Consider the following 24,838-nt stretch of genomic DNA (forward strand, 5'->3'; position numbering starts at 1 on the left):
TTCTTTCAGAAAAAAATCCTCAGCGCCGCTTCATAAACGCTGGGGATTTTTTAAATAAAAAAGGTAATAGCGCTAAATGTCAGAGATGATAAATACTATTCCCTTGTGATTGGAGATATTTTAACCAATTGTTTACTTGGCGATATACCTTTTTCTTTTTCAATACTTGAATTATTGTTATCCTCTCTACCCTTTGAAATCCTAACTGTACTAGCTCTCGTCTTCTTTTCCTTTCATACCAATGAACGGAAGTACAGACGGCTCTTCCTTCTTCCTGCATGGTAGCGACGATTTCAGACAGCTGATGATTATTGTCCTGAATGTATGAAACATTGGATGGAAGCTCGTGTGTAAATCCTGTCGCTTCTTCACGAAATATTTGATCATGTCTTAAATAAGCTATATCGTTCGTGCTATTTCTAAAGATCCGATAGCCCTTATGAAAGTTCGAAACGTAGTTAGCACGTCTTCTACTTACCATCACATCCTGAATAAACACTTCATTAAAGTTTGATGTAGTTTGACCTTGGCCATTCTCAGCAACATAAATATCAAAAATATGCACAGCTATTATGCGATTAATCCCCTTCTTGAAAGAATGGAACCAATCCTTTGAACGGGCACTTTTTAAAAAATAGCGTAGCTCTCCTAATCGATCTCGTTTCAATTTCACGAGCTGATGATTATTCGTTAATTGACCTTTCAATCTATTAAACAAGACCATCATTAGCCTTAAAGTACGTTCCCTTTTGCCTTTCGTACTCATCACAAATTTTCTAGTAAAATCAACATGTGTATACCATTCAAACTTATAAGGCTCATAACCACTGCCTAAATCATAGAAACGGTAGTTCGAAGCATGTGCTTTGAGCATATTTTCTCGCTCTATTAAACGGCCAGGCCCAAAAATATTGAAATCAGGCTCATGTCCCATCGCCTGACAAAAATTCCGATCTCTACAGCAAATATCGATCGTAAAGCCGATCCAATGCCCCTCAAACTGAAGACTATCTACTTCTACTCGTAACGCGTTACTTTTCTCCGTTGCCAAACGCTCAAAAAAACGACGCGTTTGTTGTTCTGTAAATCCACTTTTATCGATTTTCTTTTGCCATCTTCTCGTAAACAAGTCGAACATGTCAGCTATCCTTTCACGATGTACCTCTTGAAAGGTTACTTGACCAAGAGCCTTTAATTTTTTTTCACGCCGCTGAATCGTTTTAAATTTTTTTCTATGCTTATAAAGAAAATCCTCAATTTTTATAGATTGAAAATCAATATAAGGAGTGACAGTACGAAAAATAGAATAAGGTACCTGATACTCTATTGCATATTTTTCTAGAATTTGAGATGTATGTTTACTTTCTAATAAGCCTTGTAACACTAGAATAAATCGTTTATATTTCCGAGAAAGCTCCTTTAATAAGTATTCAATTGCAGGTTCCTTCCATTGCTTCTCTGCAATTACTTCCATATAAGTGGCAAACCCTTGTCCTAAAAAAACAAAATAATGTATACCACCAAATCGTACATAACGAACAAATGGGAAAAATGCTACTGCTACTCCGTTTTGCTCGACTATGTAAATCTCAACATTGTCATTAACACCTAACGTCGTCCACCATGTCGAAACCCATTCAAACTCAATGAACGGATTATCATTTTTTTCACGTTCAAGTATATCTGACCAAGTATTTTTATAGGACTCTAACTCTTCCATCGTTGTTACGAGTCTATAAGATAGCACGTGCTGATTCACTCCTTTTTATGTTCCAATGAATTATCGATTTTACCGCTCATTACCATAACGTGTAGGCGCTTTGTTGCTGTCGCTTCGCTTTCGCACAGAAAACATTTGTTGCTGTCGCTTCGCTTTCGCACAGAAAACATTTGTTGCTGTCGCTTCGCTTTCGCACAGAAAACATTTGTTGCTGTCGCTTCGCTTTCGCACAGATAAAACATTGCCGCTGTCGCTTCGCTTTCGCGCAGAGCAGAGCTTCCTGGGGGCGTCCGATGAGCCACTTCGCCTGCGCTCCAATTAACCTATATATGGCATTCATTTTAACAAATGTCATTCACAACTCTTGGTGAAGAACCAATTTAACACTTAATATCCACCATATTCCTAGCTCTTATCTTATAGAACCCTTTATTCAGTAAGGAATTGAATGAAAATAAGCAAAAACCTAAATCCAGTAAATTACTGAACTTAGGTCTACAAATAGCAACTTTTATTTTATACCTCTAGCAGCGTTGAACGTTCCTTTTTAACTACATTTGCTATATGCGTTGTTGCAATATAGCTTAATGTCATACCAGGTCCTAATGTTGCACCTGGCCCTGGGTATGTTTCGCCCATAATAGAGGCCGAACAATTTCCTGAGGCATACAACCCTTCAATTACCGTACCATCTGCCTTTACAACGCGAGCATGCTGATCCACTACTAAGCCACCCTTTGTCCCGATATCTCCCGGATATAAGCGAAGAGCGTAAAATGGAGCATTCTTCAGTTCTGCTAGATTCGGATTCTGCAATGTGGGATCTCCATAATAATTATCATAGGCACTATCCCCTCGAAGGAAATCATCATCATGACCATTACGAGCAAAAGCATTAAAACGTTCCACAGTGTCCACTAAATTTTCTGGAGAAACATTCATTTGCCATGCAAGCTCTTCAATTGTTTGTGCACTTTTCACAATACCACTGTCAAACCAACTTTTTGGGAAGGGCTGTCCAGGGAAAAGTCCCGTGAAAATATAACGACTCTTTGCCGTTGCATCAATCAAGATCCAAGAAGGTATAGCATTGTTGTTTTTTTCATGGTGAATATGCATATTGTCTACAAATTCATGATAAGGTGCCGCTTCGTTTAAATAACGTTTTCCTGCACCATCTACAACCATCATATTAGGAACGCCTCGATCTGCAACTAGGAAGAAAGGATGTCCTTGTGGATCAATCACTGAAGGTGCCCCCCATACTTTATCCATTAAATCTAGTGACGCCCCTATCTTTACGCTTGGATCGATAATGTCACCCGTTTGCCCTTCTGGTGTAGAAGTCCATTTTGTGTTTGTTGGAGCTGGCAAATATTTTTCGCGATATGCTTGATTATGAGAAAAACCACCTGCAGAAAGCACAACCCCACGCTTTGCTTCAATACGCATCTCCTGCCCATCTCGCTCAACTACGATACCAGTCACCCGATCATTTTCAACGATAAAATCTTTAAATGCAGTCGAGATCCACAACTCTCCATTCGCTTCAGCAAGTGACATTCGTAAGCGAGCAATTAATGCTTCCCCTAATGCAACAGGCAGATTTCCTGTAACTTTCGACTTCACCAATCGCATGCCTAATTTTAATGCTGTCGTTTTCCCCTTTGTCGTGCGTCTAATCATATTGACCTTATGAAATTCATAGCTATTCATCGTAATGCCTTTAGTGGACAAGGTCGAACGACGCATCGTGTCTGCTAATGAGCCCATGTTCTTCAAATCAAAAATACGTGGCTCAATCGACCGTCCTTGCGGTAAGCCACCTGGTTTTTCAGGATAATAATCAGAATAACCTTTAGCATATTGGAAACGCATATGCCTCGTATGATTATTTAAAAACCTTAACATCTCTGGTCCTCTTGTAATATAAGCCTCCTTTAAAGCCTCTGGCACACGATCACCAATGGTTGAATCTAAGTATAAACGTGCTAAATCATGTGTATCTGGAACGCCTTCACCCTTAATTACATGATTATTTGGAATCCATAATGCACCACCAGACAAGGCAGAAGCTCCACCATAACGATCTGTCTTTTCAATAACTAGTGATTTCATGCCCTGTAGCTTTGCTGTCAGACCTGCTGTTAACCCTGCTGCTCCTGAACCTACGACTACTACATCATAACTCGCATCCCATTTCATACTTACATTCCTCACCTTCATTAGTAGTTACTAAATCAATGAATCTGGTATTATCTAAAAAGTATAGAATTAAATAAATTTTCAGTCAATTAATACCTACATAGCATTCGATCATCTAATAGCCTTTTACTACATTGAATCCTTTTCTTCTAAAACGTCCGCTTATCATATTCATTTCTATTTAGCATATATTTTGTAAAACGGCGATGGGGTGGAGGAAATTTGCAGTTGAATGCAATGATATTAGGTGGATTTCTTTTGTTCAGTGTTAGCATCGGAGGAGCGATAGCATGGGTATTTTCTAAGCTATTTCAGCATACAACTCAAGGATTATCATTATTATGTGGTGGATTTTTAGTTGGCTTACTTATATTAGACATTATTCCTTCTTCTTTTCATCTATATAAATCATTTGGTCTTATACTTGGAATTCTTATTGGCTATTTAATTTTTCAAATACTCAATAGTTTATTACACGCTTCCCATACACAAAACCCCTCTGTAACGCTACTTGCAATGGCTATAATTATCCACACCATTCCAATTAGTCTCACTGTCGGAAATTTATTAGGGAACTCAGCATTAAGTATTACCATTACAGCATCCATTATTCTACATCATCTGCCAGAAGGCTTTGCACTTTCAACAGCATTATTATCACAAGGAGAAAAGCTATGGAAACTCTTTCTCTATTTCATAGCATTTTCAATTTTCTTTAGTATCTTTATACAGATTGGTCAGTATTGGGAATTAACCGAGAAGGCACAAGGGCTACTAATGGGCATATCAATCGGGTTAATCGCAACCGCCAGTATTTCAGAATTTATTTTGCATCATTTTCGTTCAGTAACACGTAAATCCTTTTTAACATATATTTTATTAGGTTATTTTTTAAGTTATGTATTTCATATGCTAGTCGAATAAAAAAGCAATCCACCAAAATAATGTGGATTGCTTTTTTCATATTAAAGAAGAATAATATTATTCTTCTTCACCTGCTGCTAATAATGTAAGTGATAAAATTTTAGAGAATTGTGCACGTGTAAGATTACCTTTTGGATTAAATTTACCACTTGATCCGTCAATAACACCTAATTGTTGTAATAAACCGATTGATTCTACAGTTTCTTTACGCATTTGATTTTTGTCTGTAAATGTGTTATTTTTGCTAGCCTTAGCTACATCAAATTCCATTGCTTCTAATAAGCTTGCTGTTACATAGGCCATTTCCTCACGTGTTACAGGTTTGTATGGCTCAAAATTAGCACCATCAAAAATATCGATTAAGCCATAATCCTCTAAAATCGCTACTTCTTTAGCACCTGGGTATTTCCCCAAGTCCTTATATGTAGCAGGGCTTTCGTAATCTTCTTTCACATCTAATCCACCAGCACGGAAAATCATAGAAGCTAATTGTCCGCGTGTTACTTGTCCATTTGGATTAAATGTTGTAGCCGATGTTCCATTAATAATGTCAGCTTGGAACAGTAATTGGATATAACTCTCAGCCCAATGTCCAATAGTATCAGTGAAGTAACCACCTGGTTTTAAGTCTAAAAGATCATCGTTAATCGAATCTATGAAAGCATTTTTCCCTTCATCATCCAAAACCTGCCATTTCCCTTCACTAAAAATCTCTGCTTTGAATGTATTTCCTGATGGAGCAAATTTCATTTGCATAGCGTCACCGAAAAGCTCTTTAAATTCTTTTTGGTCTTGTGCAGTTAGATCAGAGAATTTCATAAGTCCTTCCAAGGATAGTTTTAATGAAATACTATCCTTTGTACATACTAAGCTCATTTCACTATCGACGTAGCTTAACTTAGCAAGTACAAGCGTTTTGTACATATCTTGGTAGGACATTGATTGTGCTTGTGTAGTAGCCGCAACTACATTTTTCGGGTGGATGAAGCTAGAAATATCTATACTTTCTTGTGTATTAGCTTGTGCATTTGCTTGTACACCAAAGCCTCCTGTTAAACATGCGATACTAAGTGCTCCAGCAATAATTGTTTTCTTCATGTTCTTTCCCCTTTCAATTCATAAATTCAGTGTACTAAAACAACTGTTAGTAAATCTATAAAAATATGTAAATTTATCAAAATTATATAAAAGTCCTATTTTTCACAACAAAGAAAATTACTAAATCTTCATGTAAACCCAGAAAATATATTACATGATTTCTACAATGAATTAGGTAATTTTTTTCAATAAACCTAATAAATTGTATCGTTTTCTCTAATTTTGAATAAAAATACTATCGCAAATATGTTCATTTCTATTTTGGATTTATAGAAAAAAATTAGTAAATTCGTTCTTACTCTCCTAGGTATAAAGTAGTTATAAAGTTCTAATCCTGCAGCATTGTTATATCACTAGAAAGTGATTAGAAAGCGCCATTAACTTGTTTAAAGGTATTTTTATTCCAGTTAATGCATTTTGCTAGTAACGTTTACCCTCAATTTCTTCTATAAGTAAGGTTCAGCCAAAATCGTCTGTAGTTCATTTCAACAAAAAGAGCAAGTAGAAGCTTGCCCTTTTTTCTGTCGTCCTACTTGAAGTCAGGTATATACCTTCGACGTTCTTTTTTCATAAGAATTACAAGAAAAAATCCCAAAAACTAGGTGCATTCTGAAACTTTACTGTCGCCAGCTTTTCTATAATTTTTAATTTGATTTCTTGTTCTAAATCTTCCCTTTCTTGATAGTCTGTACTGTGTAGACATTGTTTAATTTTAGGTGTGAAATTCTCTATAATTGTAAGCGTTTCTTCGTTAAATTGGTTTTCTAAATTTGCCATATAAATTATTCCCCCTTTTTTCTGAGTGTATGATGAAGCTTATTTAAAGCTTTGCGATGAAGATTGGATATATTCTGTGGTGTTGTTCTTAATTTTTGAGCTATTTCTTTTGTAGTAAGATCTTTTACATAAATCATCTCTAAAACTTGTAGCTGTTTAACCGTTAGTTTTTGCAAGGACTTTAAAAGCTGTTCATCCTCAATATTGTCTAATAACCCTCCTCCAACTATATTTTCAAGCTCCTTTTCATTGCTTGCATCTTCTATTTGCTCTTTTGCAGTCGTTCCACCTTCTTCTGATAAGCCCTTATCTAATATTAATAAAGTATGCTTTTGCAGCTTTCTCCTTTTTTTATCAAAATCTAAACTGAAGAAATAAATTAAATTACTGACGTATTTGATCTTCCTAACATTTATATAGTGAGATTGAAAAGATTCATCCACGAGTTTTTTATTACTATCAGTTGGATATAAGATCGCTTTTTGTACCAAATAAAGATTTTCAGAATCCGACAAAAAGCTTTTTATAATTGGATTGTTTACCTGTTTATTATTCCTATAGAAGAATTCCTCTACTTTTTGATTATCTTTCTCCATTTAATAATCCCTCCTATATATCCGCCTTCTTTCTATATAAAGTGAATGTAGTATCTATATTATAAACCAAAATAAGAACAAATGTTCTTAAAAAGAGAATAAAAAATCACCTTTTATACAAAAAAGGTGATTTAATCCAACTTCTTCAACTATCTAAAATAGCTTTTATTTTCTCTGGCTGATAGCCTATAATTTCCTCCACTTTATTATCAGCGACTACTAAAGTAAATGGGATAGCGCTACTATTAAATTGCTTAAACTCCTGTAATACGTGTTCTTCATTAATGTCCTTATTAATATAAGTAATATTATTTGCTTCTAACCATTCCTTTAACCTGACACAATATTGACATCCATCGCTTGAATAAACCGTTAAATCATACTTCATCTTAGAGACCTCCTTTTTTCTATAAAGAGGATTAAAACATAAGATATGAAACCATAACAAAATAATACTTTTTTTAACTGGAAGGTTGTTTTTATGAAAGAAGGATTCACTTTACATAGTACAGTTACAATTTTGGTGATATAGCCAAGCGGTAAGGCATGGGTCTGCAAAACCTGGATCCTCGGTTCGAATCCGAGTATCACCTTATAGTATTAATTTGGAGTAAGAGGGAGGGTGATTTATAGTATGACACCAGAAAATGTTCCAATGTGGATTAGCTTAATAGGAAATTTTGGATTCCCTATTGCCATAACAGTCTATCTGTTCATTCGCTTTGAAAGGAAAATAGATAAATTAGAAGCTGTCATCATGGAGTTATCTGAAGTTATAAAATCTCTTAATTACAAAAAAGGAGGGTAATCCACATGGAAATTGAAAAATTAATGGCTTGTTACTGTAAAGCAAGAGAAGTTCAATCATTTTATTCAAGTTGTTTAACGAATGACAGTCTTTCTCCAAAAGAACGCGATTTACTAATAAACCTTATTAAAAATGCCAGTATTTCTTCTAAATTATTGAAGGAATATTGTCAGATTCATGCTAATGATAAATGATCTTTTTACAAATAAACCAACCAAATAATTTAGGTTATAGACTACCTAATGTTATTTGGTTGGTTTTAATTTTTAATGGAATTATTCCATTACCAATTTCCTTACATCTTTCATCTAATTAATGTATGATTGTATGAACAGGAGGAGAATTTTATGATAGCCTACAAGAGAATAGCTATACTATATCTTCTTATAATAATCTTTAGTATTTTTATTGCTACACAGATGAACAGTATATTAAATGGATTGTTGGTTCTTGCTTTTTTGTTTTTGTTGTTTATTGGCCTTCCTTATTTATTACAAAAAAAGGTGAAGTTTTTCGGGATATGTTGGAGTTGGTTAACAACCGGTGGAAGAATAGGTCCTAAAAATTAAAGAGATGAATCCATTGAGTTAATGAATATTGTAACTGACAATACGTATCCTGTACTCCCCCGAAAATGTTAGACCTTTCCTAACATTTTCGGGGTATTTTTTTCTTTAAATTGCGAATTTCACTTTATTATCATCGTTCTTTCTTCACTTTATTATGTAAAAGGAGATGAAGATAATGAACACTGAAATCATTTTAAAACCAGTAAAAATTGTTAAGTTGTTTAAAGTTCTAAATGCAGTTCCCGATAACTTAGATAAGATTCGGGCAAGGGAATTGTGGGAAGAAACAGATCAGGGTTTGGGATCTGTTGTTGCTGTATTAGATAGTGGCGTTCAGATTGACCACCCGAGTTTAAAGGAAAATATTATTGATGGCTATAATTTCACAGATGATGATGAAGGTAACCCTTCCATTTATAAAGACTACCTCGGTCATGGGACACATGTGTCTGGGATTATTGCAGCCGTCGATAACGGTAGAGGCATCACAGGTGTAGCGCCAAAAAGTAAAGTTCTTATATTAAAAGTGATTAATCATATGGGCAGAGGTAGCTTTGAGAATTTGATTAAGGCAATTATATATGCCGTTGATTGGACTGGGCCTAATGGAGAAAAAGTAAACATCATGAATATGTCGCTAGGTAGTCCTGAACCACAAGAAGAATTGCATAAAGCCATAAAATATGCCCGTTCAAAAGGAATCGTATTAGTAGCGGCTGCTGGTAATGAAGGCGATGGAGAAAGCGAGACTATCGAAATATCATACCCTGGATTTTATAAAGAAGTCATACAAGTCGGCTCCATATCTGAAGCAGAAACACCCTCAAAATTTTCTAATACGAATGTAAATTTAGATTTTGTAGGGCCTGGTGAAAATATTTTATCTACACATTTAAACAGTAATTATGTAGAGTTGACTGGAACATCTATGGCAGCGCCTTTTGTTGCTGGTGCCGCTGCTCTTATTATAAAAACAATAAATCGTTCTGAATCACGTTTGATTCCTATGTATGTGTATGATTACTTACTATCGCATGTTCTTCCACTGGAAAACTTCTCGATCAATCATATTGGTCATGGCTTTATTCAATTGAAATAAACCATGCTCCCCCCCATTGCCCCAAATATGTAAAAATATATGATGTACGTAATCAAAACCATAATAACCACATTATTTTTTCTAGCATACTATAAATAAAAGGATCGCAAATTTATAGATTGGAGGGAATTATGATGAGCAATAATAAAATCGCATCGAGCAATATCGCGCTGACATTTTTACTTATTCTCAGTATCGCCTATAATTATTTTTACGATCAATTACCAATTCAAATTGAGTTCCTAAGTAATCTGGGTTTTTGGCTAGTATTCCCGTTATCATTAATCATTATAGTGCTGAGCGTAAAGCTAATGAAAAATAAAGCAAGCAACGTCAGTCCCTACATCACTTTCATCATTGCTGTCATTATTTTAATCATTGCTTTATATTCACTATTTCATTGGGGCTCACCTTAATAGTCAAAATTGAAATACTCCCATTTGATAGACAGATGAAAAAGCTGCTGATCTAATGGGAGTATTTTTAGTTCATCTTATTTATTTGTACTTTCTTTTTGCAATTTTTGTATAATAATTAGGAAGAGCTTTTTATTTTTGAAACTTTTAGAGTTACGCTAAAACTTATTTAAACGAAGCAAAGAAAGGGATGGGATAAGAAAATGGATATTCTAATTCCAATTGGGATAGGTTTTTTTGCTAATGTGGTAGTATTTGTGATAAGTATGTTAGTCGTTAAAAATAAAAGAAAAGCTACCCAGATCACACTTATTTTTTGGGGAATCACTGTTCTTCTATCTTTTATTATCGGTAGTTGGCGTGGAATGGGTTTATTTGTCATAAGCTTAGGAATGTTAATACTTTCTATATGCTTGTATTTATATATTTACATTGAACGTAACTTTATACAAAAAGACGTCTAGAAAAGCCTTTGAAGGGTTCATTCCTTCAAAGGCTTTTTCTTTACTACTAACAGAGTAATGCTTGTGGTCCGAAGAATGCGCGAATTCCTGCTGCAGCTACAGTAGTATGACCTGAAACACATGAAACCAACTCTTTATCGCAGCAATTATCTCCATATCCAAAGACGTCATAACATCTGTCATGTGACACACAGCAAGTATCTGTTGCATTAATTGGTTTCCCTCCTCCATGAGTTGAACCATAACCACAGTTGCCACCACAATGCTGATACCCTCCTGGTAAGCACCCATCAGACGTCCACCATGCTAATAAACTAACTTCATTATCGATTGAAATATTTTCCTCAGCAAATTCAAATTGAACAAGATTTGTTTCGTATTGCTTTTCAATCACTTCTTCCTGTTCAAATGTAAAAGTGACGATATTATTAGAATCTCCTTTTTGTAAAACTTGTCCGAAGTAATGATCCTGATGAATTGGCAATTCATTAAATAAGATCGTAACGGTCTTATCCTTATTTACCAGATTAATAATAGTTGAATTAAACTGAATTAGACCTTTCGCTTTTTGCCCTACAGCCGCTTCAAAAGTATAGGCTTTTTCCACTTCTAATTCTTCTACTTTAAACATTTCCTTCTCTTGCATTTCTTTCACTATTTTTTTGAATTTTTCTTGTTGATATAAAGAGGTTAGTTTAATTTGCAAATCATTGCCTGTTAAATCTACTTTAGCTAGAACTTTTACTATCATGCTAATTCCACTCCTTTTCATATAATGATTTTTAAGTAATAACGCCGCCTCCGCCTTTACACCCACAATGATCAAGTATCCATGTAGATCCTGTTAGAGGAACAAATGTACCTAAACAACCTTCGTATAGGCAATAACTCCGAATAGGACTACAGAAACTTTGAGCTACTACCTTGTCGTTTCCTTCTGTCGACTTTTTTTCCTTCTCACTCATGTGATCCCCACCTTTCCTAGCTAAGTAAGATACATTTTTGTATCTCTGTCATATAAAGAGAGCCCTATCGAAATAAATAAAACTTTTATCGAAAAATTTTAAGAAAAAAATTATTGAATATCGCCAAGACATAAAAAGACCTCCTAATCGTTTTGATTAGAAGGTCCATACTGTAGGTTTATGACAAGGTCACCCACTGTAGCTTTAGAATAATGTTTGATTAAAAATCACTCTAAATCCTTGATTTTACTGCATATAAAAACCATCGTTTTGTAATTAAGATTGAACTTTTCATTTTGATCGACAATGACTAGTAGTGTTTAATGTACTTTTATAAAACAGTTGCCTAAAATGGAAATAACAGCATAAAGGAGAATCAATACTATGAAATCAAACAGTATGGCAACCCATTTTCACACTTTACAGGAGCAGCGAGCTCATTATCTGCCCTATATTCAATCACTCCCGCAAAACCAACTATGGCATCGAGAAGTGGAAGGTAAATGGTCAATTGGGGAACACTTTTATCATCTTTATTTGATCCTGAAAATGCTTAAAACCGCAACAAAATGTTCCTTACTACTTACCCCTTACGCGAAAATACGAAGAAACAAGCCTTTCGCCACTGAAATAAATGATGTTTACGAAGAATTTAAAAACAAAAAAGGAAGAGGCATGAGAGCTCCTGCAATATTAGTGCCTCCCAAAAAGATACGCTTTGTGCTAAACAGCGACGAAATCGAACAATTACTAGTAACCGAAACAAGCGCAATGAAAGAATTGGTAAAAGATATTGAGGAGAATATAGCCGGGCATATCGTCTTTCCCGACCCACTTGCCCACTATCCTAACCTTATTCAATCCATTCAGCTACTTGCCATCCACGAAAAACATCATTTTAGGATTATGGAGCAACAATATCAGAGGTTGATTACGTCTAGCAAAATCTTAATCTAAGCGTTTTGAATATCGGAGGTTTTAAAATGCCAAAACTATTGAATCGAGGAACTAACTACTGAACTCTCATATGGCCAAGCTTGCAGACTTTTGAGCCTTTGATAATTCCATTGAGGTTGCGGCGGGGAAAGAGGACTTTTATTAACAGCTTTTTCTATTTTACATAATTCTAGGGCACACCCCTTATTCAGTATGGTTTAATTTAGTTTCGTCGCTACCTTCATACTGAATTTGAGGAGGTGCCTGTTTGTTATTGTTTTAAAACCCCTGAGGATTACCAATAAATATATAGGCTTATTAGCAGTTATTTCAATTTCCCCTGGATCAAAAGTCAAGTAGTACTATTGATTATACTTTAAAAGAGAAATTCAAATCTTCGACCACAAAGGAATAATCCTCCTTTTATCAAAGTTTGTTTAATTTACGGAAAAATCTGATTTTGGAATTCTTATAGCTAGTGATATGGTATTCACATAACAATATATAGTCAAAATAGATGAAAAGGGGAAATCATCTATTTTAATAGAGCCAGTGAAAGTGAAAAGTAACAAACCTACATATATTTATTTTGATTCTCAACAATTAAAAGGCTAGGCGACTCCTTGGGGATGCCCCTAGGAAAGCTCCCAGTCAGAACGGAAATCAACCACAAGTCATGGTGATGAACCTATTTATTGTAAAATAATTTATAAATCTAAAGGAGTTAAAAATGAAGATAATAAAATTAGTAATCTATTTTATCATGATTGTTTTATCTCTTATAATTACAGAACGTGGAATCATATATGTATTGATGTTAATTTCAGAACCTGGAATATATAATCCAGTAAATCCTTACCCACTATCTGAAATATCACCATTTGTGCAACATTCTATCGCGGCGGTTATTGTGCTAGTAGCTCTTTGGATTACAAATAAAACAATGCATTTTTTCTCGTTTATAAAAACGAAATTAATAAAAAATCCTTCATAACAAATGACCACCCGTCATGGAGTGGTCATTTTCATGTCTTATTTAATTAACCATTTAGTGTTAATTAATGATGGAATGGCTAAACAATTTATAGGTTTTATCACTAAACCATCTAATTGATCATCGTTATAGATGGTCCTGATATTACATTCACATAGTTTAATCTCAACCTTGGACAGGATTAATCCCTCTTCTTTTATAGTGGCTTTTTCTTCTGCCCAGGTCTATTACTTAATGATCTTCAATTCTAGTAAACTCTTCTAGCCATTCCGTCATTCTGCTCTTAGCATAATTCTGTTCAAATTCGTACCAATGATTTTCGATGCCTAGTTCATTAATTTTTTCCTTAAAAAATCGAAAAGGCTTGTTTCCGTTAAGTACGTTCATTAAATGAATCGTAATCGAATCTGGTTGTTTTTTAGCAAAGCTGATCATGACATCATACATTTCAGACGATGAAACGCTTGGAATCATCACTAAATCCGCAGCCACTTCCTCATCATCCCAATCAATCTCGGGCTCGCCAGTTAAAGCTTCTGGCGCATCCAAAAGCACTTCACCCGTTCGACGGTTTAACACATACGACATTTCCTCATCATTTCCATATAAAAATACATCCACAAGTTCATCTAGTAGTTTCAATTTTCTCACCTCATATAAGCACAATTCACATGTTCATATTACAAAAAATGCCCGCAACCATCAATTGTGGCTACGGGCTTCCATCTTAAGTTCAGTTGCAAACTGCATAAAAAAGAACCGAATAGATTCGATTCGGCATTTATTCATACATTCCTATACTGAGCTCCCTACAAAATGATTCTATCGTGTCACGCTCTTCCTTTGGCAATGCTTCGTACTCAACCAGATATTGTGCTGAAAGATCTTCTAGCTCCATATAACTGACTTCTCTTGTCAGGACGATCCCATTGATCTCATGAGCCAACTGGTTTGCAGTTGCACTATCCTTAAACGCAAAGGCCTGTTCTTCATCATCCGTAAATGTAAGAAAGTCAATTTTCCCCTCGTAATAACGATCATCTACTTGCACTACGTAATATCTAATTGAATCCATTATACACCTCCCCTATTTAGGATTTTACCTTTTCAAAGCAGTCCGAGATTTCTAAAGTAGCATTCGTAAAAACTTTTCAAAATTCACGCCTGCCTCGCGCGGAATTTGCTCCTTCGACGTTGCTTCAATCGAAGCGGCTAAAAACGCCTCCGCAAGCTTCATCGACTCAACTAAATCCTGCCCGCGCATCATGCCACCCATAATAACTGATGCAAACAAATCACCTGTGCCAGAATAGCTCTCACCGTTATAATCGCGGATGCTAGAAAATGAACGATCTGCATCGACATACATATTGCCTACATAACGCTTGCTCGCATCTGTTGGCGGTGGATTTAATCCAGTAATAATGACATTCGCCCCAGTAGCCTGCTGTAGCTGATGGCCCGCTTCTTCTAGCGCCTGAAGATAATCTGAATCTTCTTGATAGCTCTGTAGCTTCTCATACGACAAACCTGTAAGCAAACAGCACTCTGTAATATTTGGCGTAATAATGTCTGCACATTTCACTAGCTCTTTCATACGATCAAGCAACTCGCCCGTAAACATTTTATACACTTCGCCCAAATCGCCCATCACCGGATCGACAAGCAGCGTCGTGTTACTCGAATGAAACACGCTTAAAAATCGAAAGATATTATCGATTTGCTCTTTTCCTGTCACAAAACCTGTATGAATACCATCAAAGGTAGTACCTAGCTTGCTCCACTCATCCACAAAGTAATCCATTTTTGACGTTAAATCCTCACAATAAAAGCTTGAATACCCTGTTTGCGCCGTTAAAATCGCAGTTGGCAATGGCACAGCCTGAACCCCCATCACCGACAGCACAGGCATCGCAGCTGTTAACGAGCACTTCCCAAAGGATGACATATCTTGAATTACAGCAACTTTTTTCATCATACTCTCCACCTATATCCTGTATGTACTCACTTCATCGTATCATAATTAGAAAGATGCGAAAATGCACACAACTTAAATTCGAGAGATGAACAATCATAAATAAACAATCTGACCTTTAATAATTTTATCAAATTGACACTTTTACCATAGTCAGTCCTTTGTTAAAGTTAAAATTATCAAAAATTTCATCTTAGTGAGGAAGATACAGATGCAAAATATACAAGGGCAAAGCTATACAAGAACACGCACAAAAACATTTGATTTAGTCATAACATCAATTTTAGCAGCACTTGTTTTCGTCGCAACAGCGTTCATCAATCTTAAGCTGCCATTCGGTCAAGGTGGACTTATTCACTTAGGGACATCCATGCTTTTCATCTCGGCGATATTATTTGGTCCTAAAAAAGGGGCACTTGCTGGAGCAATAGGGATGGGCTTATTCGATATTACAGGTGGTTGGTTAATTTGGGCGCCAACTACAATTATCTCCCGTGCATTACAAGGTGCCATCGTTGGGAAAATCGCTTGGTCTAAAGGTCATAAAGGCGACAGCGTTGGATTAAACATTTTAGCAGCAGTTGTTTCAATGCCCGTGATGATTGCGGTCTACTATATCGGGCAAGCAATTATGTTCAAAAGCTGGATTGCCCCTATGGCATCCATTCCAGGAGACGTCATCCAAAACGTTGTCGGTTTACTGATCGCAATTCCAGTATGTATCGTGCTGAAAAAAACACCATATTTCAAAAAGAATTTTTAACTTCTTTCAAAAGAAGTTAAAGCCTCCGGCGGATGTCACGGAAATCGGAAAGGAGTTCATACAGGATGTTAGCCTAAAATCATCGCATCCATGCGATAACGGCTAACTGACCTGCATCACGCAGGCCTAAGCACAAAGCCGATCCCGGACGCAATTATGCCGAGGCATAATTGATTACTACAAAATAAACACGCCATCTTGCTATTTGACCATTAGCATAGATGGCGTGTTTTTAACATTTTCTAAAATATTGGATATAGTGATATAGCGATCACTTACATGAAACTGTTCTCGATATCGAAAAAACCTTCGAATCTACTCAAATATCATACGTATTCTCACCTTGTCCGACTGAATAATTTTAGTTTTGGGGACATTTAAAATTTCAAATGACAATAATGTACGCTTTTTTTCATACGATATGGTGGAGGTGAAAAAAATGCCAAGAGCAAAATATCGAGATGCAGACGTTGACTTAATGGCAAGGATGATGAGAGCCGAAGCTGAAGGTGAAGGAAATCAAGGAATGTTATATGTTGGCAATGTCATTGTGAATCGTCTTGTATCAAATTGTTTAGACTTTAAAGATTTAAGAACAGTAGAAGATGTTATTTATCAGGTACAAGGAGGAAATTATTCGTTTGAGGCTGTTCAAAAAGGGAATTTATTTTACCAAAGAGCGCGATCTTCTGAAAAAAAATTAGCTAAGATGAATTTGGATTATTGGAGACAACATCCAGCAAAATTCGCACTGTGGTATTTCAACCCATATGCTCCATGTCCTCCAACATGGTACGGTCAACCATTTACTGGTCAATTTAAAAATCATTGCTTCTATGAACCAGCACCTGATACATGTGAAGGTGTTTATATCGGATAGGAAGCTATTATGCGTTTTGGTGCTGCTTCAATCGATGTAACTCTTGTAGATAATACTTTTTTAAATGTTATGTTATTTTACTTTTATCTAATGAAATAAAAAGAGGGAACTTCCTTAATAACAGGTGTTCCCTTTAAAACACACACACATTTAACTTTGCTAAAGTCACGGAAATGTGTGGTCTGGTTATTCACTATTCTTCAAATAAATCCATTGGCATGTTTTTCATAGATTCTCTTACTTCTCGAATACCTGGGAGTTCACTTTCTACAAACTCTCCCCTACAATTTTTGCTAGTTATTGAAAAATCGTTCTTATCTCTTTAGGGACAAAAATTTCACCTGGCACGCATCCGAAATTTGTAAATATGACCACGAAATAGTTTGTGCAATTGGTGGCGTTTTAGCCATAGGTAAAATGTTGTGTCTATTAACCATATTTACAGGATGTTTTAACTGCTCACAGACTACAAGTAATAAAAAAACGTTGTGAGAGTAGGGTTTTTTATTAAAGAACTTTGAGAAATAATCGAGTCATTTCAAGCTGATCCTCAAGTATTCAATATTTAATCTATCCCTCACTCTTTAATCATATTTACAAAATTACTTTTTTTTGGTAACGTAGTTAAATAAAATTAACTGGTTAAAAAGGGGATTAAAAATGAAAACAATTAAAATAATCCAAACATATGAACAATTAAAAGCAATAAGTGACCCCTTACGCACAAAAATACTTATGTATTTAGTAGAGAGACCTTTTACATGTCACCAATTGGCTGAAGAATTAAACTTAACTCGTGCTAAAATCCTATATCATTTACGCGAACTTGAAAAACATGGTTTTATTAAACTGGTGAAAAAAGTCGAACAAGGGGGGAACCTTCTTAAATATTACCAAGCGGTTGCAAGAGGCTTTATTCCAGCAGATAATCTATTGAATTTCGTAGAATCACAAGAAGCTACTCGACAATCCTATTTAGAAGTATTAAATCGAGCAAAAACTCGGGTATTGACAGCTCCTAATTCATCATTTGAAATCAATTCTTCAGAAGTTAAAGAATGGGATAGTTTATCATTACAAAGTGAAGTTTCAGTGACTAAGGAAAAATTTTTGGAATTTACAAAGAAATATAGAGAATTGATAAATGAACTTGTAACGAATGACGAAATAGCAGAAAAAAATAATTACTATGTCATGATTACTGCCTTTAAAATTGATGAGTTCATTTTTTCTGAAAAATCATAAACTTATAGAGGTGTTAGTATGGAAAGTAAAGGTATATCATTAATCTCCAAAAAATTGATAAAACCCGAAAAACCTATTAATCCAAATGATCGTTTACTTCTTAATAGATCTTTCCTTTTTCTTTGGCTTTCAAGTACTTTCTCTTTTCTTGCTCTATCAACTTATCTTTTTGCTGAACAATGGTACATTGTAAGAGTATTAAAACAAGAGGCTGTATTAGGAATTGTATTGATGGTTACAATGATTCCTAGAATATTTTTAATGACCATTGGTGGAGTATGGGCAGACAGAATAAAACGTTCGAAGATAATGTTATTTTCAAGTTTAACTAGATGTATTTTAGTTCTTATCATGATATTGTTTTTACAATTAAGCTGGTTACAGATATGGCCTTTAATTTGTTTTGCCGTACTCTTTGGATGCGTTGATGCTTTCTTTTCTCCAGCTAATTCCTCTCTATTACCTATAGTAGTTTCAAAAAATCTACTCACAAGAGCTAATTCGTTCATTCAAAGTTCTAATCAAATTGCAATGTTTTCTGGTCCTATGATTGGCGGGCTAATTATAACACTTTCTGCTTCTTTCAAAGTTCTTTTTTTAATAGTAGCAGTTTTCCTATTTATCACATTTATATTTTCATTGTTTATTAGAGAAAATCAACCAGAAATAAAAATAAATAATTCACACCAAACCTCTACTAAATTAGAGTTCAAAGAAGGCTTGAATTATGTTTGGAACATGCCTTTTTTGAAAAATATGATCGTTATTTTAATAATTATTAATTTTTTCTTTTTTGGCCCTTTATTAATTGGCATACCTCTTCTAGTAAATAATGTTCTCTCTGGCGAAGCCATCGACCTTAGCATTCTTCAAGGATCATATCAAATTGGGATGTTGTTAGGTGCTTTATTAATTGGCATCTTAAACCTTACTAAAAGAAAAGGATTGTTTATACTTATTCTGATTAGCCTTCTCGGCATAGCTCTAGCCACTTTAGGTCAGATTAATTCTGTATGGCAAGGTGTAATTTTATTATTATTAATGGGTATTTTTTCCTCTGTGATTAATGTATTATTAATATCATCAATACAAGAGAACAGCCACGAAGATAAAATAGGGCGTGTGATGAGTATTGTCAATGCTTCATCTAACGGACTAGTTCCATTATCCTATGCATTCGTTTCATTATCACTATTCATAAACCTATCTATTTCGCATTTGATGTTGTTTTGTGGGATTTTAATTTGGATTATATCAATACTATATATTTATAAATCAAAAGTAATTAAGTATTATGACTAATGTTATGGTTTAATTCTTCACATATCTTCTTTACAAGAAAAAACATTATATCCAAATGACATGTGCAAAATAGCCGTTTATCTGAAATTTTTTTCAGATAAACGGCTATTCGTTGTGCGTACCGAAAAGGCGCGCTTTTATTATTTCCGGCTTACGATTATATTTTAAATTTCTCTTCTACTACGTCGTAATAACAAGTATGCTAGCGCTACTAAAATCAAACCAATTACTTGGTATAGGGTTGTATTACTTTCCCCTGTTTGAGGTAAGCGTTTCGCTTGATTTGGCGTATCTTGATCCTTTTTGTCAACTTTTTGATTCTGAACAACGTTGTTAGTTTGCTCATTTGATGACATTTCTACTACATTACTTTCATTTTTTGAGTCATTTGGTTTTTCACTAAGTTCCACCGATGTTTCTGGTTTCTCTTGAGTCTTTGGTTCCTCTACTACATTACCCTCATTGTTTGGGTCTTTTGGTTCTTCACTTGGTTCCACCGGTTTTTCTGGTGTTGTCGGTTTTTCATTTGGCCCCATCGGTTTTTCTGGTGTTATCGGTTTTTCACTTGGTTCCACCGGTTTTTCTGGTGTTGTTGGTTTTTCATTTGGCCCCATCGGTTTTTCTGGTGTTGTCGGTTTTTCACTTGGCCCCATCGGTTTTTCTGGTGTTGTTGGTTTTTCACTTGGCCCCACCGGTTTTTCTGGTGTTGTCGGTTTTTCACTTGGCCCCACCGGTTTTTCTGGTGTTATTGGTTTTTCACTTGGCCCCACCGGTTTTTCTGGTGTTGTTGGTTTTTCACTTGGCCCCACCGGTTTTTCTGGTGTTGTCGGCTTTTCACTTGGTTCCACAGGTTTTTCTGGTGTTGTCGGCTTTGCTGGTTCAGCTTGATTCACTACTTTTAACTGAATAACAGATTCTTCGTTTACCAAACTAACTTCAAAGTCGATTGGTTTTGCATCCAGCTGATAACCTTTTGGTGCTTTTGTTTCCACAAACGCATATTTACCCGGACGTAAGTTATCTACTTTAATTTGACCGTCCTTATCTGTTACTAATTTTATTACTACTTCTTTACCCTCTTGATTAATGAGTTTGAATTCTGCATCAGGTAATACTGGACCTTGCTCATCTTTAGCATGCTTTGTCAATACTACCGTTGTCTTGTTATAGGAATTTTCTACTGTTACTTGAACATCTTCTTTTTGATCGTTTTCAATTGTAAATTCCATTTTTTCATGTAAAGGTTTATATCCATATAACGCTTTTGTTTCCACAAACGCATATTTGCCCGGAAGTAGATTGTTAACTTTAATTTGACCGTCTTTATCAGTTACTAATTTTTCTGCAATAACTTTGCCTTCATCGTTAATTAACGTAAATTCAACGCCCTCTAATTTGTCTTTAGTGTCAGCATTTATTTTCGTTAAAACAATTGATCCTTTAGGTATTTTTGTATTTACAATATTATAACCTTCAACTTTTGACTCATATCCCGCTACCGGTTGCTCTTTCACAGCATATTTGATTTCTTTACCGTCTACTGTGTATTGGTCTAAGTTTTCAAAGCTATACTTCCAACCATTTTCTGCTGTTACTGCTTTTGTAGCAATAACCACACCGTCTTTTAGTAAATCTACTTTGATTTCTGAAGGACGATCTTGTTCACGATCGTTGCTCCAAGTTTTCGTTCCATCAATCGAGGTTTTTTTCAAACTGTTAGCAATCGGTAATTCAATACCTTTTGCAGCATCCGTTTCCATTGTAAATGGAATTTTATTACTTGCATCAAATGTTACATATTCAGGAGCTGATACTTCTAGTACATAGTACTCACCAGCTTTCAAGTTTGGTACTTCTACGATTCCTTTGTCATTGGTTGTATATTGATCACCAATTTGTTGCCCATTTGATGAAAAAACTTTAAATTGAACATTTGGAATGACTTGTTCTTTATGACCATCTATATGTTTCAGTATTCTTAATGTACCTTTAGCTGGTAAATCCCCTACAGCCCCACCATTGGCTGAAATATTTTTTACTTGGGCCACATTTTTCTCATGTACTTCCTTTTGGTTGTAAACTTTGTAAGTCAAATCATATTCATTCTTAAAATATTCTTCATTTAACCCTTCAGCTGTAATAGTTGTTTTATAACCTACAGTGAACTCCGAAAAACTTGCATACTCACTATAAATCACTACATTAAATGAATTATCATCCGTGAAACTCACAGATCCATATCCCTTACTTTCAAACTCTTCAAGTGTGAACCGATGATTGCCTAGTTGGCCACTTGTGTTGATATAGAAACTATCTCTCTGTATTTGTTGACCGCCTTTTGAATAATCTTGTAAAACGATATCACTTTCAAGGTATTCCTTCTTACCGTTGAAGACTAAAAACCATCGAACTTCATCAGCATTTTCTGGTATAATATCGCCTGCTTTATAGAAAAAGATTCTTGAACCATCACTAGTTGGGTGAGTAACTGTTACAGCTTGCTCACTTAAATCTGTTCCAAAGCTCGTATTAATCTTTTTTGTAACTCCATACTCTACATTCGTCGCCATTATAGTAAAATTAAAGAAACCTTTTATATTTTCACGTTGATCTACTTTACTATTGAACGTACATACAACTTGTTCGTTTGTCACATTACATGAACCGTAATCATCTAGTTGAATAGTCTTATTAAAACCTCTTAATTCAGGTGGTAATGTCATCGTAAGTGTATCGCCTGATTTTAATTTCAGACCAGGCTTTTCACTAAATGTTACAGAGACTCCTGTTTGTTCACCGTATATTAAATCTGTTTTTGTGATTTGCACACTATCGAGAAGTCCTGTATTGCTGTGTTCTCGTGCTTTTTCTACAGGAGGTGTATTTGTTTGAGTTTGTTCAGGTTTTACTGCGTTACTATCTTCTACGACAGTTTTAGATTCTTCTGCAAGAGTACTTGACTTGTCTGTAGGAGCATTGGAGCTGTCTGTTTGAGTGCTTGAGTTCTCTATAGGAGCACTTGGGTTGTCTGCTTGAGTGCTTGAGTTGTCTATAGGAGCATTTGGATTTTCTGTTAGAGTACTTGAGTTGTCTATAGGGGCACTTGGATTTTCTACTTGTTTAGGCGAAACAACGCTGTTATTTTTTTCTACTGCCCCATCACTTACACCAGCGCCTTCAATGGCATTCGCTCCGTTTCCTTCTACTGCTGGTGCTTCTTTTGTTTCAGTTGTTCCTGTTGCTCCAATATTAGCATCCGCTTCAATCGCAAACGCTGAGATTGGTGATAGTACTGTTTGTAATACGATTAGTAATAAGATTGCTACTATGTTTAATTTTTTCATGTTTTTCTCCTTTCTAAATCCTGAGAGATACCTATTGGTGTTTGCTGACGACGTTCATACATTCATAATGTTGGTAAGGATGTCACAGACAATAAGTTGGTACCTCTATCCTTCCATTCACTTCTTGTCATAAATGAATACATTTCTAATAAATTCTTCAAAGCATAGGACAAAATCGCATGTATAGGTCCTATTTTCACCTCTCCTCAAATAATGAATCTCACTTTATAATCATTACAAAGTAGGCCGCTGAACAAATACTAAATGATTCCAGACTTTTTGTCTACATAAATTTTAAAAAGTTCTCCATTTTTTTCATTTATCTTTAAACAACAAAGAAAAAACAGTAAAAATTTACTAGCAATGAGTATTTTTTTATTATTTTTTATTATAAATATGATGGAAATCTACTAAACTACTCTTGTTTCAAAAACATTTTATTAAAATAGGAAATGATATTATATTGAGAAAATATTAATTGAATTGATATTCACAATAAGTAATTATCATGCATGATGGGCTATACTAAATGTAAAAAAACGTCCATATATAAAACCACACATTTAACTGTGCTAAAGTCACAGAAATGCGTGGTCTCGTTATTCACTATTCTTCAATTAAACCCATTGGCATGGCTTTTATAAATTCTTTCACTTCACGAATACTAGGGAATTTACTTTCTACAAAGTCCATCCTAATAGTATTTTTTCTGATTTTTCTCAACTTTTGTTTAATTTATAACAAAAATTGATTTTGTAATATTTATAGCTACTGATATGTTTATCATATACCCGGGGGAAGTAAAGAAGGAAATACCATGCTAAAATTTTTTACCTGTGTTTTCGATTAAGATTTATCTCCTTGTAGATAAAAACACAAAATATGGATTAAGTTAACGAAACTAAAATATATCATATTACCATAAATAGGTAGTTCGTGGTAAACATCACTAAATCTTAAAATTCTAAATTACTCGAATATCCCAAATTAACACAGAAGACCAAAATAGTAATTATAAGCACAGACAGAGAGGAGAACAAAAAGATGGAATCTCAAAAATGGTTGAAACAATTAGTTGTAGCAGTACTTTTTGTATCGGGATTGATGCTAAATGTAGGGGTAATGAAAAGTTCGGCAGAAACAATTAGTAAAGATGAAAACATGGAGGGTATGGAGTCCAATGATTTTTCAACTCCAGTAGTTAGTGAAGAAGAAGCAGAAACGATTAGTAAAGATGAAAACATTAAGAGTATGGAGTCCAATGATTTTTCAATTCCAGTAGTTAGTGAAGAAGAAGCAGAAAACGGATATATGAATGACGGTACAGAACTTCCGGATGTATTTATTGTTAACAGTAATGAAAATACGAACCCGTTGTTAAGAAGTGCAACATTAGGGACTGAGGAATGGACAAAAGAATCAACTACTAGAAAAATTTCTAATGACTTTATCGCTTGGCATCCAGGTTGGAGCGAATATCAATACAATATCTCGTATTATTATTTTAGCAAATCTACTATGTCATTTAGTGCAAGTATTGGATATGGATATTTTTCTATTTCTGTTGCGAAAGCAGGATCTAATGGGCAAGCTATTAAAGCTGATCCAAAAAAATGGACAAGACCGGGTATTTATGGAGATGTAGATGTGACTAAATACAATGTGAAGAAATATAATGGAGCAGGAATATACACTGGTTCCACGACAAAATATGTAAGCAAGGCATCAAGTACGTATGTTAAGAGTAGCAATAAATAG

26 protein-coding genes and 1 tRNA gene are annotated in these 24,838 nt (G+C 34.9%); 14 read left to right on the forward strand and 13 right to left on the reverse strand.

The window, feature by feature from the left end:
- Positions 1 to 79: 79 nt before the first annotated feature.
- The 3 genes from ACVWXS_RS06015 to ACVWXS_RS06025 all read right to left on the reverse strand — a co-directional run bounded on the left by ACVWXS_RS06015 (position 80) and on the right by ACVWXS_RS06025 (position 3,925).
- Positions 80 to 1,747 (reverse strand): GNAT family N-acetyltransferase, encoded by a 1,668-nt coding sequence (locus tag ACVWXS_RS06015; RefSeq protein ID WP_456956909.1) that lies wholly within the window; start codon positions 1,745 to 1,747, stop codon positions 80 to 82.
- A 52-nt stretch (positions 1,748 to 1,799) separates the two neighbouring features.
- The gene (locus ACVWXS_RS06020) at positions 1,800 to 2,075 is read right to left on the reverse strand and encodes a hypothetical protein (protein WP_456956911.1); all 276 of its coding nucleotides are present in this window, start codon (positions 2,073 to 2,075) and stop codon (positions 1,800 to 1,802) included.
- Positions 2,076 to 2,236: 161 nt separating this feature from the next.
- Entirely contained in the window at positions 2,237 to 3,925 is a 1,689-nt protein-coding gene (locus ACVWXS_RS06025; RefSeq protein WP_456956913.1) for an FAD-dependent oxidoreductase, read from the reverse strand.
- 237 nt (positions 3,926 to 4,162) lie between these two features.
- Between ACVWXS_RS06025 and ACVWXS_RS06030 the strand changes: the two genes are divergently transcribed.
- Entirely contained in the window at positions 4,163 to 4,849 is a 687-nt protein-coding gene (locus ACVWXS_RS06030; protein ID WP_368637880.1) for a ZIP family metal transporter, read from the forward strand.
- A 57-nt stretch (positions 4,850 to 4,906) separates the two neighbouring features.
- Here the strand turns inward: ACVWXS_RS06030 and ACVWXS_RS06035 are convergent, their stop codons facing one another.
- From ACVWXS_RS06035 to ACVWXS_RS06050, 4 genes are all read right to left on the reverse strand, one after another.
- Positions 4,907 to 5,947: an S-layer homology domain-containing protein gene (locus ACVWXS_RS06035; RefSeq protein WP_456956915.1), complete on the reverse strand. Its 1,041-nt coding sequence runs from the start codon at positions 5,945 to 5,947 to the stop codon at positions 4,907 to 4,909.
- Between the two features lie 576 nt (positions 5,948 to 6,523).
- Positions 6,524 to 6,724 (reverse strand): hypothetical protein, encoded by a 201-nt coding sequence (locus ACVWXS_RS06040; RefSeq protein WP_068985381.1) that lies wholly within the window; start codon positions 6,722 to 6,724, stop codon positions 6,524 to 6,526.
- A 5-nt stretch (positions 6,725 to 6,729) separates the two neighbouring features.
- Entirely contained in the window at positions 6,730 to 7,320 is a 591-nt protein-coding gene (locus ACVWXS_RS06045) for a sigma-70 family RNA polymerase sigma factor (protein WP_456956918.1), read from the reverse strand.
- Positions 7,321 to 7,465: 145 nt separating this feature from the next.
- Positions 7,466 to 7,708 (reverse strand): glutaredoxin family protein, encoded by a 243-nt coding sequence (locus tag ACVWXS_RS06050; RefSeq protein WP_068985383.1) that lies wholly within the window; start codon positions 7,706 to 7,708, stop codon positions 7,466 to 7,468.
- A 134-nt stretch (positions 7,709 to 7,842) separates the two neighbouring features.
- Between ACVWXS_RS06050 and ACVWXS_RS06055 the strand changes: the two genes are divergently transcribed.
- From ACVWXS_RS06055 to ACVWXS_RS06080, 6 genes are all read left to right on the forward strand, one after another.
- Positions 7,843 to 7,913: transfer RNA gene (locus ACVWXS_RS06055), tRNA-Cys, on the forward strand.
- A gap of 41 nt (positions 7,914 to 7,954) precedes the next feature.
- Positions 7,955 to 8,128 (forward strand): YvrJ family protein, encoded by a 174-nt coding sequence (locus ACVWXS_RS06060; protein ID WP_083227054.1) that lies wholly within the window; start codon positions 7,955 to 7,957, stop codon positions 8,126 to 8,128.
- Between the two features lie 5 nt (positions 8,129 to 8,133).
- Positions 8,134 to 8,322, forward strand: coding sequence for a hypothetical protein (locus ACVWXS_RS06065; protein ID WP_368637855.1), 189 nt, complete (start codon positions 8,134 to 8,136; stop codon positions 8,320 to 8,322).
- A 153-nt stretch (positions 8,323 to 8,475) separates the two neighbouring features.
- Complete coding sequence (locus ACVWXS_RS06070) at positions 8,476 to 8,697, forward strand: hypothetical protein (RefSeq protein ID WP_456956921.1); 222 nt, start codon at positions 8,476 to 8,478, stop codon at positions 8,695 to 8,697.
- Between the two features lie 175 nt (positions 8,698 to 8,872).
- Positions 8,873 to 9,796 (forward strand): S8 family peptidase, encoded by a 924-nt coding sequence (locus tag ACVWXS_RS06075; protein ID WP_456956923.1) that lies wholly within the window; start codon positions 8,873 to 8,875, stop codon positions 9,794 to 9,796.
- A 134-nt stretch (positions 9,797 to 9,930) separates the two neighbouring features.
- Entirely contained in the window at positions 9,931 to 10,212 is a 282-nt protein-coding gene (locus tag ACVWXS_RS06080; protein WP_456956925.1) for a hypothetical protein, read from the forward strand.
- A 510-nt stretch (positions 10,213 to 10,722) separates the two neighbouring features.
- On the opposite strand, the gene ACVWXS_RS06085 is transcribed toward ACVWXS_RS06080, so the two are convergent.
- A complete protein-coding gene (locus ACVWXS_RS06085) occupies positions 10,723 to 11,427 on the reverse strand; it encodes a hypothetical protein (RefSeq protein WP_456956927.1) in 705 nt (234 codons plus the stop codon).
- 31 nt (positions 11,428 to 11,458) lie between these two features.
- Positions 11,459 to 11,641: a hypothetical protein gene (locus ACVWXS_RS06090; RefSeq protein WP_456956929.1), complete on the reverse strand. Its 183-nt coding sequence runs from the start codon at positions 11,639 to 11,641 to the stop codon at positions 11,459 to 11,461.
- A gap of 384 nt (positions 11,642 to 12,025) precedes the next feature.
- Here ACVWXS_RS06090 and ACVWXS_RS06095 point away from each other — a divergent pair, with 384 nt between their 5' ends.
- Together ACVWXS_RS06095 and ACVWXS_RS06100 are read left to right on the forward strand one after the other, a co-directional pair.
- Positions 12,026 to 12,598: a DinB family protein gene (locus ACVWXS_RS06095; protein ID WP_456956930.1), complete on the forward strand. Its 573-nt coding sequence runs from the start codon at positions 12,026 to 12,028 to the stop codon at positions 12,596 to 12,598.
- A 709-nt stretch (positions 12,599 to 13,307) separates the two neighbouring features.
- A complete protein-coding gene (locus ACVWXS_RS06100; RefSeq protein ID WP_456956932.1) occupies positions 13,308 to 13,571 on the forward strand; it encodes a hypothetical protein in 264 nt (87 codons plus the stop codon).
- A 231-nt stretch (positions 13,572 to 13,802) separates the two neighbouring features.
- Here the strand turns inward: ACVWXS_RS06100 and ACVWXS_RS06105 are convergent, their stop codons facing one another.
- From ACVWXS_RS06105 to ACVWXS_RS06115, 3 genes are all read right to left on the reverse strand, one after another.
- Positions 13,803 to 14,213, reverse strand: coding sequence for a UPF0158 family protein (locus tag ACVWXS_RS06105; RefSeq protein ID WP_456956934.1), 411 nt, complete (start codon positions 14,211 to 14,213; stop codon positions 13,803 to 13,805).
- Between the two features lie 139 nt (positions 14,214 to 14,352).
- A complete protein-coding gene (locus ACVWXS_RS06110) occupies positions 14,353 to 14,646 on the reverse strand; it encodes a hypothetical protein (RefSeq protein WP_456956936.1) in 294 nt (97 codons plus the stop codon).
- Positions 14,647 to 14,697: 51 nt separating this feature from the next.
- Complete coding sequence (locus ACVWXS_RS06115; protein WP_068985395.1) at positions 14,698 to 15,546, reverse strand: pyridoxamine kinase; 849 nt, start codon at positions 15,544 to 15,546, stop codon at positions 14,698 to 14,700.
- A gap of 211 nt (positions 15,547 to 15,757) precedes the next feature.
- On the opposite strand from ACVWXS_RS06115, the gene ACVWXS_RS06120 reads away from it, so the two are divergent.
- The 4 genes from ACVWXS_RS06120 (at position 15,758) to ACVWXS_RS06135 (ending at position 19,736) form a co-directional block, all read left to right on the forward strand.
- Positions 15,758 to 16,309 carry an ECF transporter S component gene (locus ACVWXS_RS06120; protein WP_456956938.1) on the forward strand — a complete coding sequence of 184 codons (552 nt, stop codon included), beginning with the start codon at positions 15,758 to 15,760 and terminating at the stop codon, positions 16,307 to 16,309.
- 439 nt (positions 16,310 to 16,748) lie between these two features.
- Positions 16,749 to 17,189 carry a cell wall hydrolase gene (locus ACVWXS_RS06125; protein WP_368637865.1) on the forward strand — a complete coding sequence of 147 codons (441 nt, stop codon included), beginning with the start codon at positions 16,749 to 16,751 and terminating at the stop codon, positions 17,187 to 17,189.
- Positions 17,190 to 17,849: 660 nt separating this feature from the next.
- Complete coding sequence (locus tag ACVWXS_RS06130) at positions 17,850 to 18,434, forward strand: ArsR/SmtB family transcription factor (protein WP_427460901.1); 585 nt, start codon at positions 17,850 to 17,852, stop codon at positions 18,432 to 18,434.
- Positions 18,435 to 18,452: 18 nt separating this feature from the next.
- Positions 18,453 to 19,736 (forward strand): MFS transporter, encoded by a 1,284-nt coding sequence (locus tag ACVWXS_RS06135; protein ID WP_456956941.1) that lies wholly within the window; start codon positions 18,453 to 18,455, stop codon positions 19,734 to 19,736.
- A 164-nt stretch (positions 19,737 to 19,900) separates the two neighbouring features.
- Here ACVWXS_RS06135 and ACVWXS_RS06140 read toward each other — a convergent pair whose 3' ends face one another.
- On the reverse strand, positions 19,901 to 23,080 hold the full coding sequence (locus tag ACVWXS_RS06140; protein ID WP_456956943.1) for a SpaA isopeptide-forming pilin-related protein: 3,180 nt from the start codon (positions 23,078 to 23,080) through the stop codon (positions 19,901 to 19,903).
- Positions 23,081 to 24,124: 1,044 nt separating this feature from the next.
- Between ACVWXS_RS06140 and ACVWXS_RS06145 the strand changes: the two genes are divergently transcribed.
- The gene (locus ACVWXS_RS06145; RefSeq protein ID WP_456956945.1) at positions 24,125 to 24,838 is read left to right on the forward strand and encodes a hypothetical protein; all 714 of its coding nucleotides are present in this window, start codon (positions 24,125 to 24,127) and stop codon (positions 24,836 to 24,838) included.

The organism is Lysinibacillus sp. TE18511 (genome assembly GCF_054062295.1).

Excerpts from the sequence above, each read along its gene's own strand:
- ACVWXS_RS06025 (WP_456956913.1), bottom strand. The coding sequence starts at position 3,925 with ATGAAATGGGATGCGAGTTATGATGTAGTAGTCGTAGGTTCAGGAGCA.
- ACVWXS_RS06115 (WP_068985395.1), bottom strand. The coding sequence starts at position 15,546 with ATGAAAAAAGTTGCTGTAATTCAAGATATGTCATCCTTTGGGAAGTGC.
- ACVWXS_RS06060 (WP_083227054.1), top strand. The coding sequence starts at position 7,955 with ATGACACCAGAAAATGTTCCAATGTGGATTAGCTTAATAGGAAATTTT.
- ACVWXS_RS06065 (WP_368637855.1), top strand. The coding sequence starts at position 8,134 with ATGGAAATTGAAAAATTAATGGCTTGTTACTGTAAAGCAAGAGAAGTT.
- ACVWXS_RS06110 (WP_456956936.1), bottom strand. The coding sequence starts at position 14,646 with ATGGATTCAATTAGATATTACGTAGTGCAAGTAGATGATCGTTATTAC.
- ACVWXS_RS06070 (WP_456956921.1), top strand. The coding sequence starts at position 8,476 with ATGATAGCCTACAAGAGAATAGCTATACTATATCTTCTTATAATAATC.
- ACVWXS_RS06040 (WP_068985381.1), bottom strand. The coding sequence starts at position 6,724 with ATGGCAAATTTAGAAAACCAATTTAACGAAGAAACGCTTACAATTATA.
- ACVWXS_RS06050 (WP_068985383.1), bottom strand. The coding sequence starts at position 7,708 with ATGAAGTATGATTTAACGGTTTATTCAAGCGATGGATGTCAATATTGT.
- ACVWXS_RS06075 (WP_456956923.1), top strand. The coding sequence starts at position 8,873 with ATGAACACTGAAATCATTTTAAAACCAGTAAAAATTGTTAAGTTGTTT.
- ACVWXS_RS06030 (WP_368637880.1), top strand. The coding sequence starts at position 4,163 with ATGATATTAGGTGGATTTCTTTTGTTCAGTGTTAGCATCGGAGGAGCG.
- ACVWXS_RS06085 (WP_456956927.1), bottom strand. The coding sequence starts at position 11,427 with ATGATAGTAAAAGTTCTAGCTAAAGTAGATTTAACAGGCAATGATTTG.
- ACVWXS_RS06135 (WP_456956941.1), top strand. The coding sequence starts at position 18,453 with ATGGAAAGTAAAGGTATATCATTAATCTCCAAAAAATTGATAAAACCC.
- ACVWXS_RS06020 (WP_456956911.1), bottom strand. The coding sequence starts at position 2,075 with ATGACATTTGTTAAAATGAATGCCATATATAGGTTAATTGGAGCGCAG.
- ACVWXS_RS06045 (WP_456956918.1), bottom strand. The coding sequence starts at position 7,320 with ATGGAGAAAGATAATCAAAAAGTAGAGGAATTCTTCTATAGGAATAAT.
- ACVWXS_RS06100 (WP_456956932.1), top strand. The coding sequence starts at position 13,308 with ATGAAGATAATAAAATTAGTAATCTATTTTATCATGATTGTTTTATCT.
- ACVWXS_RS06125 (WP_368637865.1), top strand. The coding sequence starts at position 16,749 with ATGCCAAGAGCAAAATATCGAGATGCAGACGTTGACTTAATGGCAAGG.
- ACVWXS_RS06095 (WP_456956930.1), top strand. The coding sequence starts at position 12,026 with ATGAAATCAAACAGTATGGCAACCCATTTTCACACTTTACAGGAGCAG.
- ACVWXS_RS06130 (WP_427460901.1), top strand. The coding sequence starts at position 17,850 with ATGAAAACAATTAAAATAATCCAAACATATGAACAATTAAAAGCAATA.
- ACVWXS_RS06140 (WP_456956943.1), bottom strand. The coding sequence starts at position 23,080 with ATGAAAAAATTAAACATAGTAGCAATCTTATTACTAATCGTATTACAA.
- ACVWXS_RS06035 (WP_456956915.1), bottom strand. The coding sequence starts at position 5,947 with ATGAAGAAAACAATTATTGCTGGAGCACTTAGTATCGCATGTTTAACA.
- ACVWXS_RS06080 (WP_456956925.1), top strand. The coding sequence starts at position 9,931 with ATGAGCAATAATAAAATCGCATCGAGCAATATCGCGCTGACATTTTTA.
- ACVWXS_RS06145 (WP_456956945.1), top strand. The coding sequence starts at position 24,125 with ATGGAATCTCAAAAATGGTTGAAACAATTAGTTGTAGCAGTACTTTTT.
- ACVWXS_RS06120 (WP_456956938.1), top strand. The coding sequence starts at position 15,758 with ATGCAAAATATACAAGGGCAAAGCTATACAAGAACACGCACAAAAACA.
- ACVWXS_RS06090 (WP_456956929.1), bottom strand. The coding sequence starts at position 11,641 with ATGAGTGAGAAGGAAAAAAAGTCGACAGAAGGAAACGACAAGGTAGTA.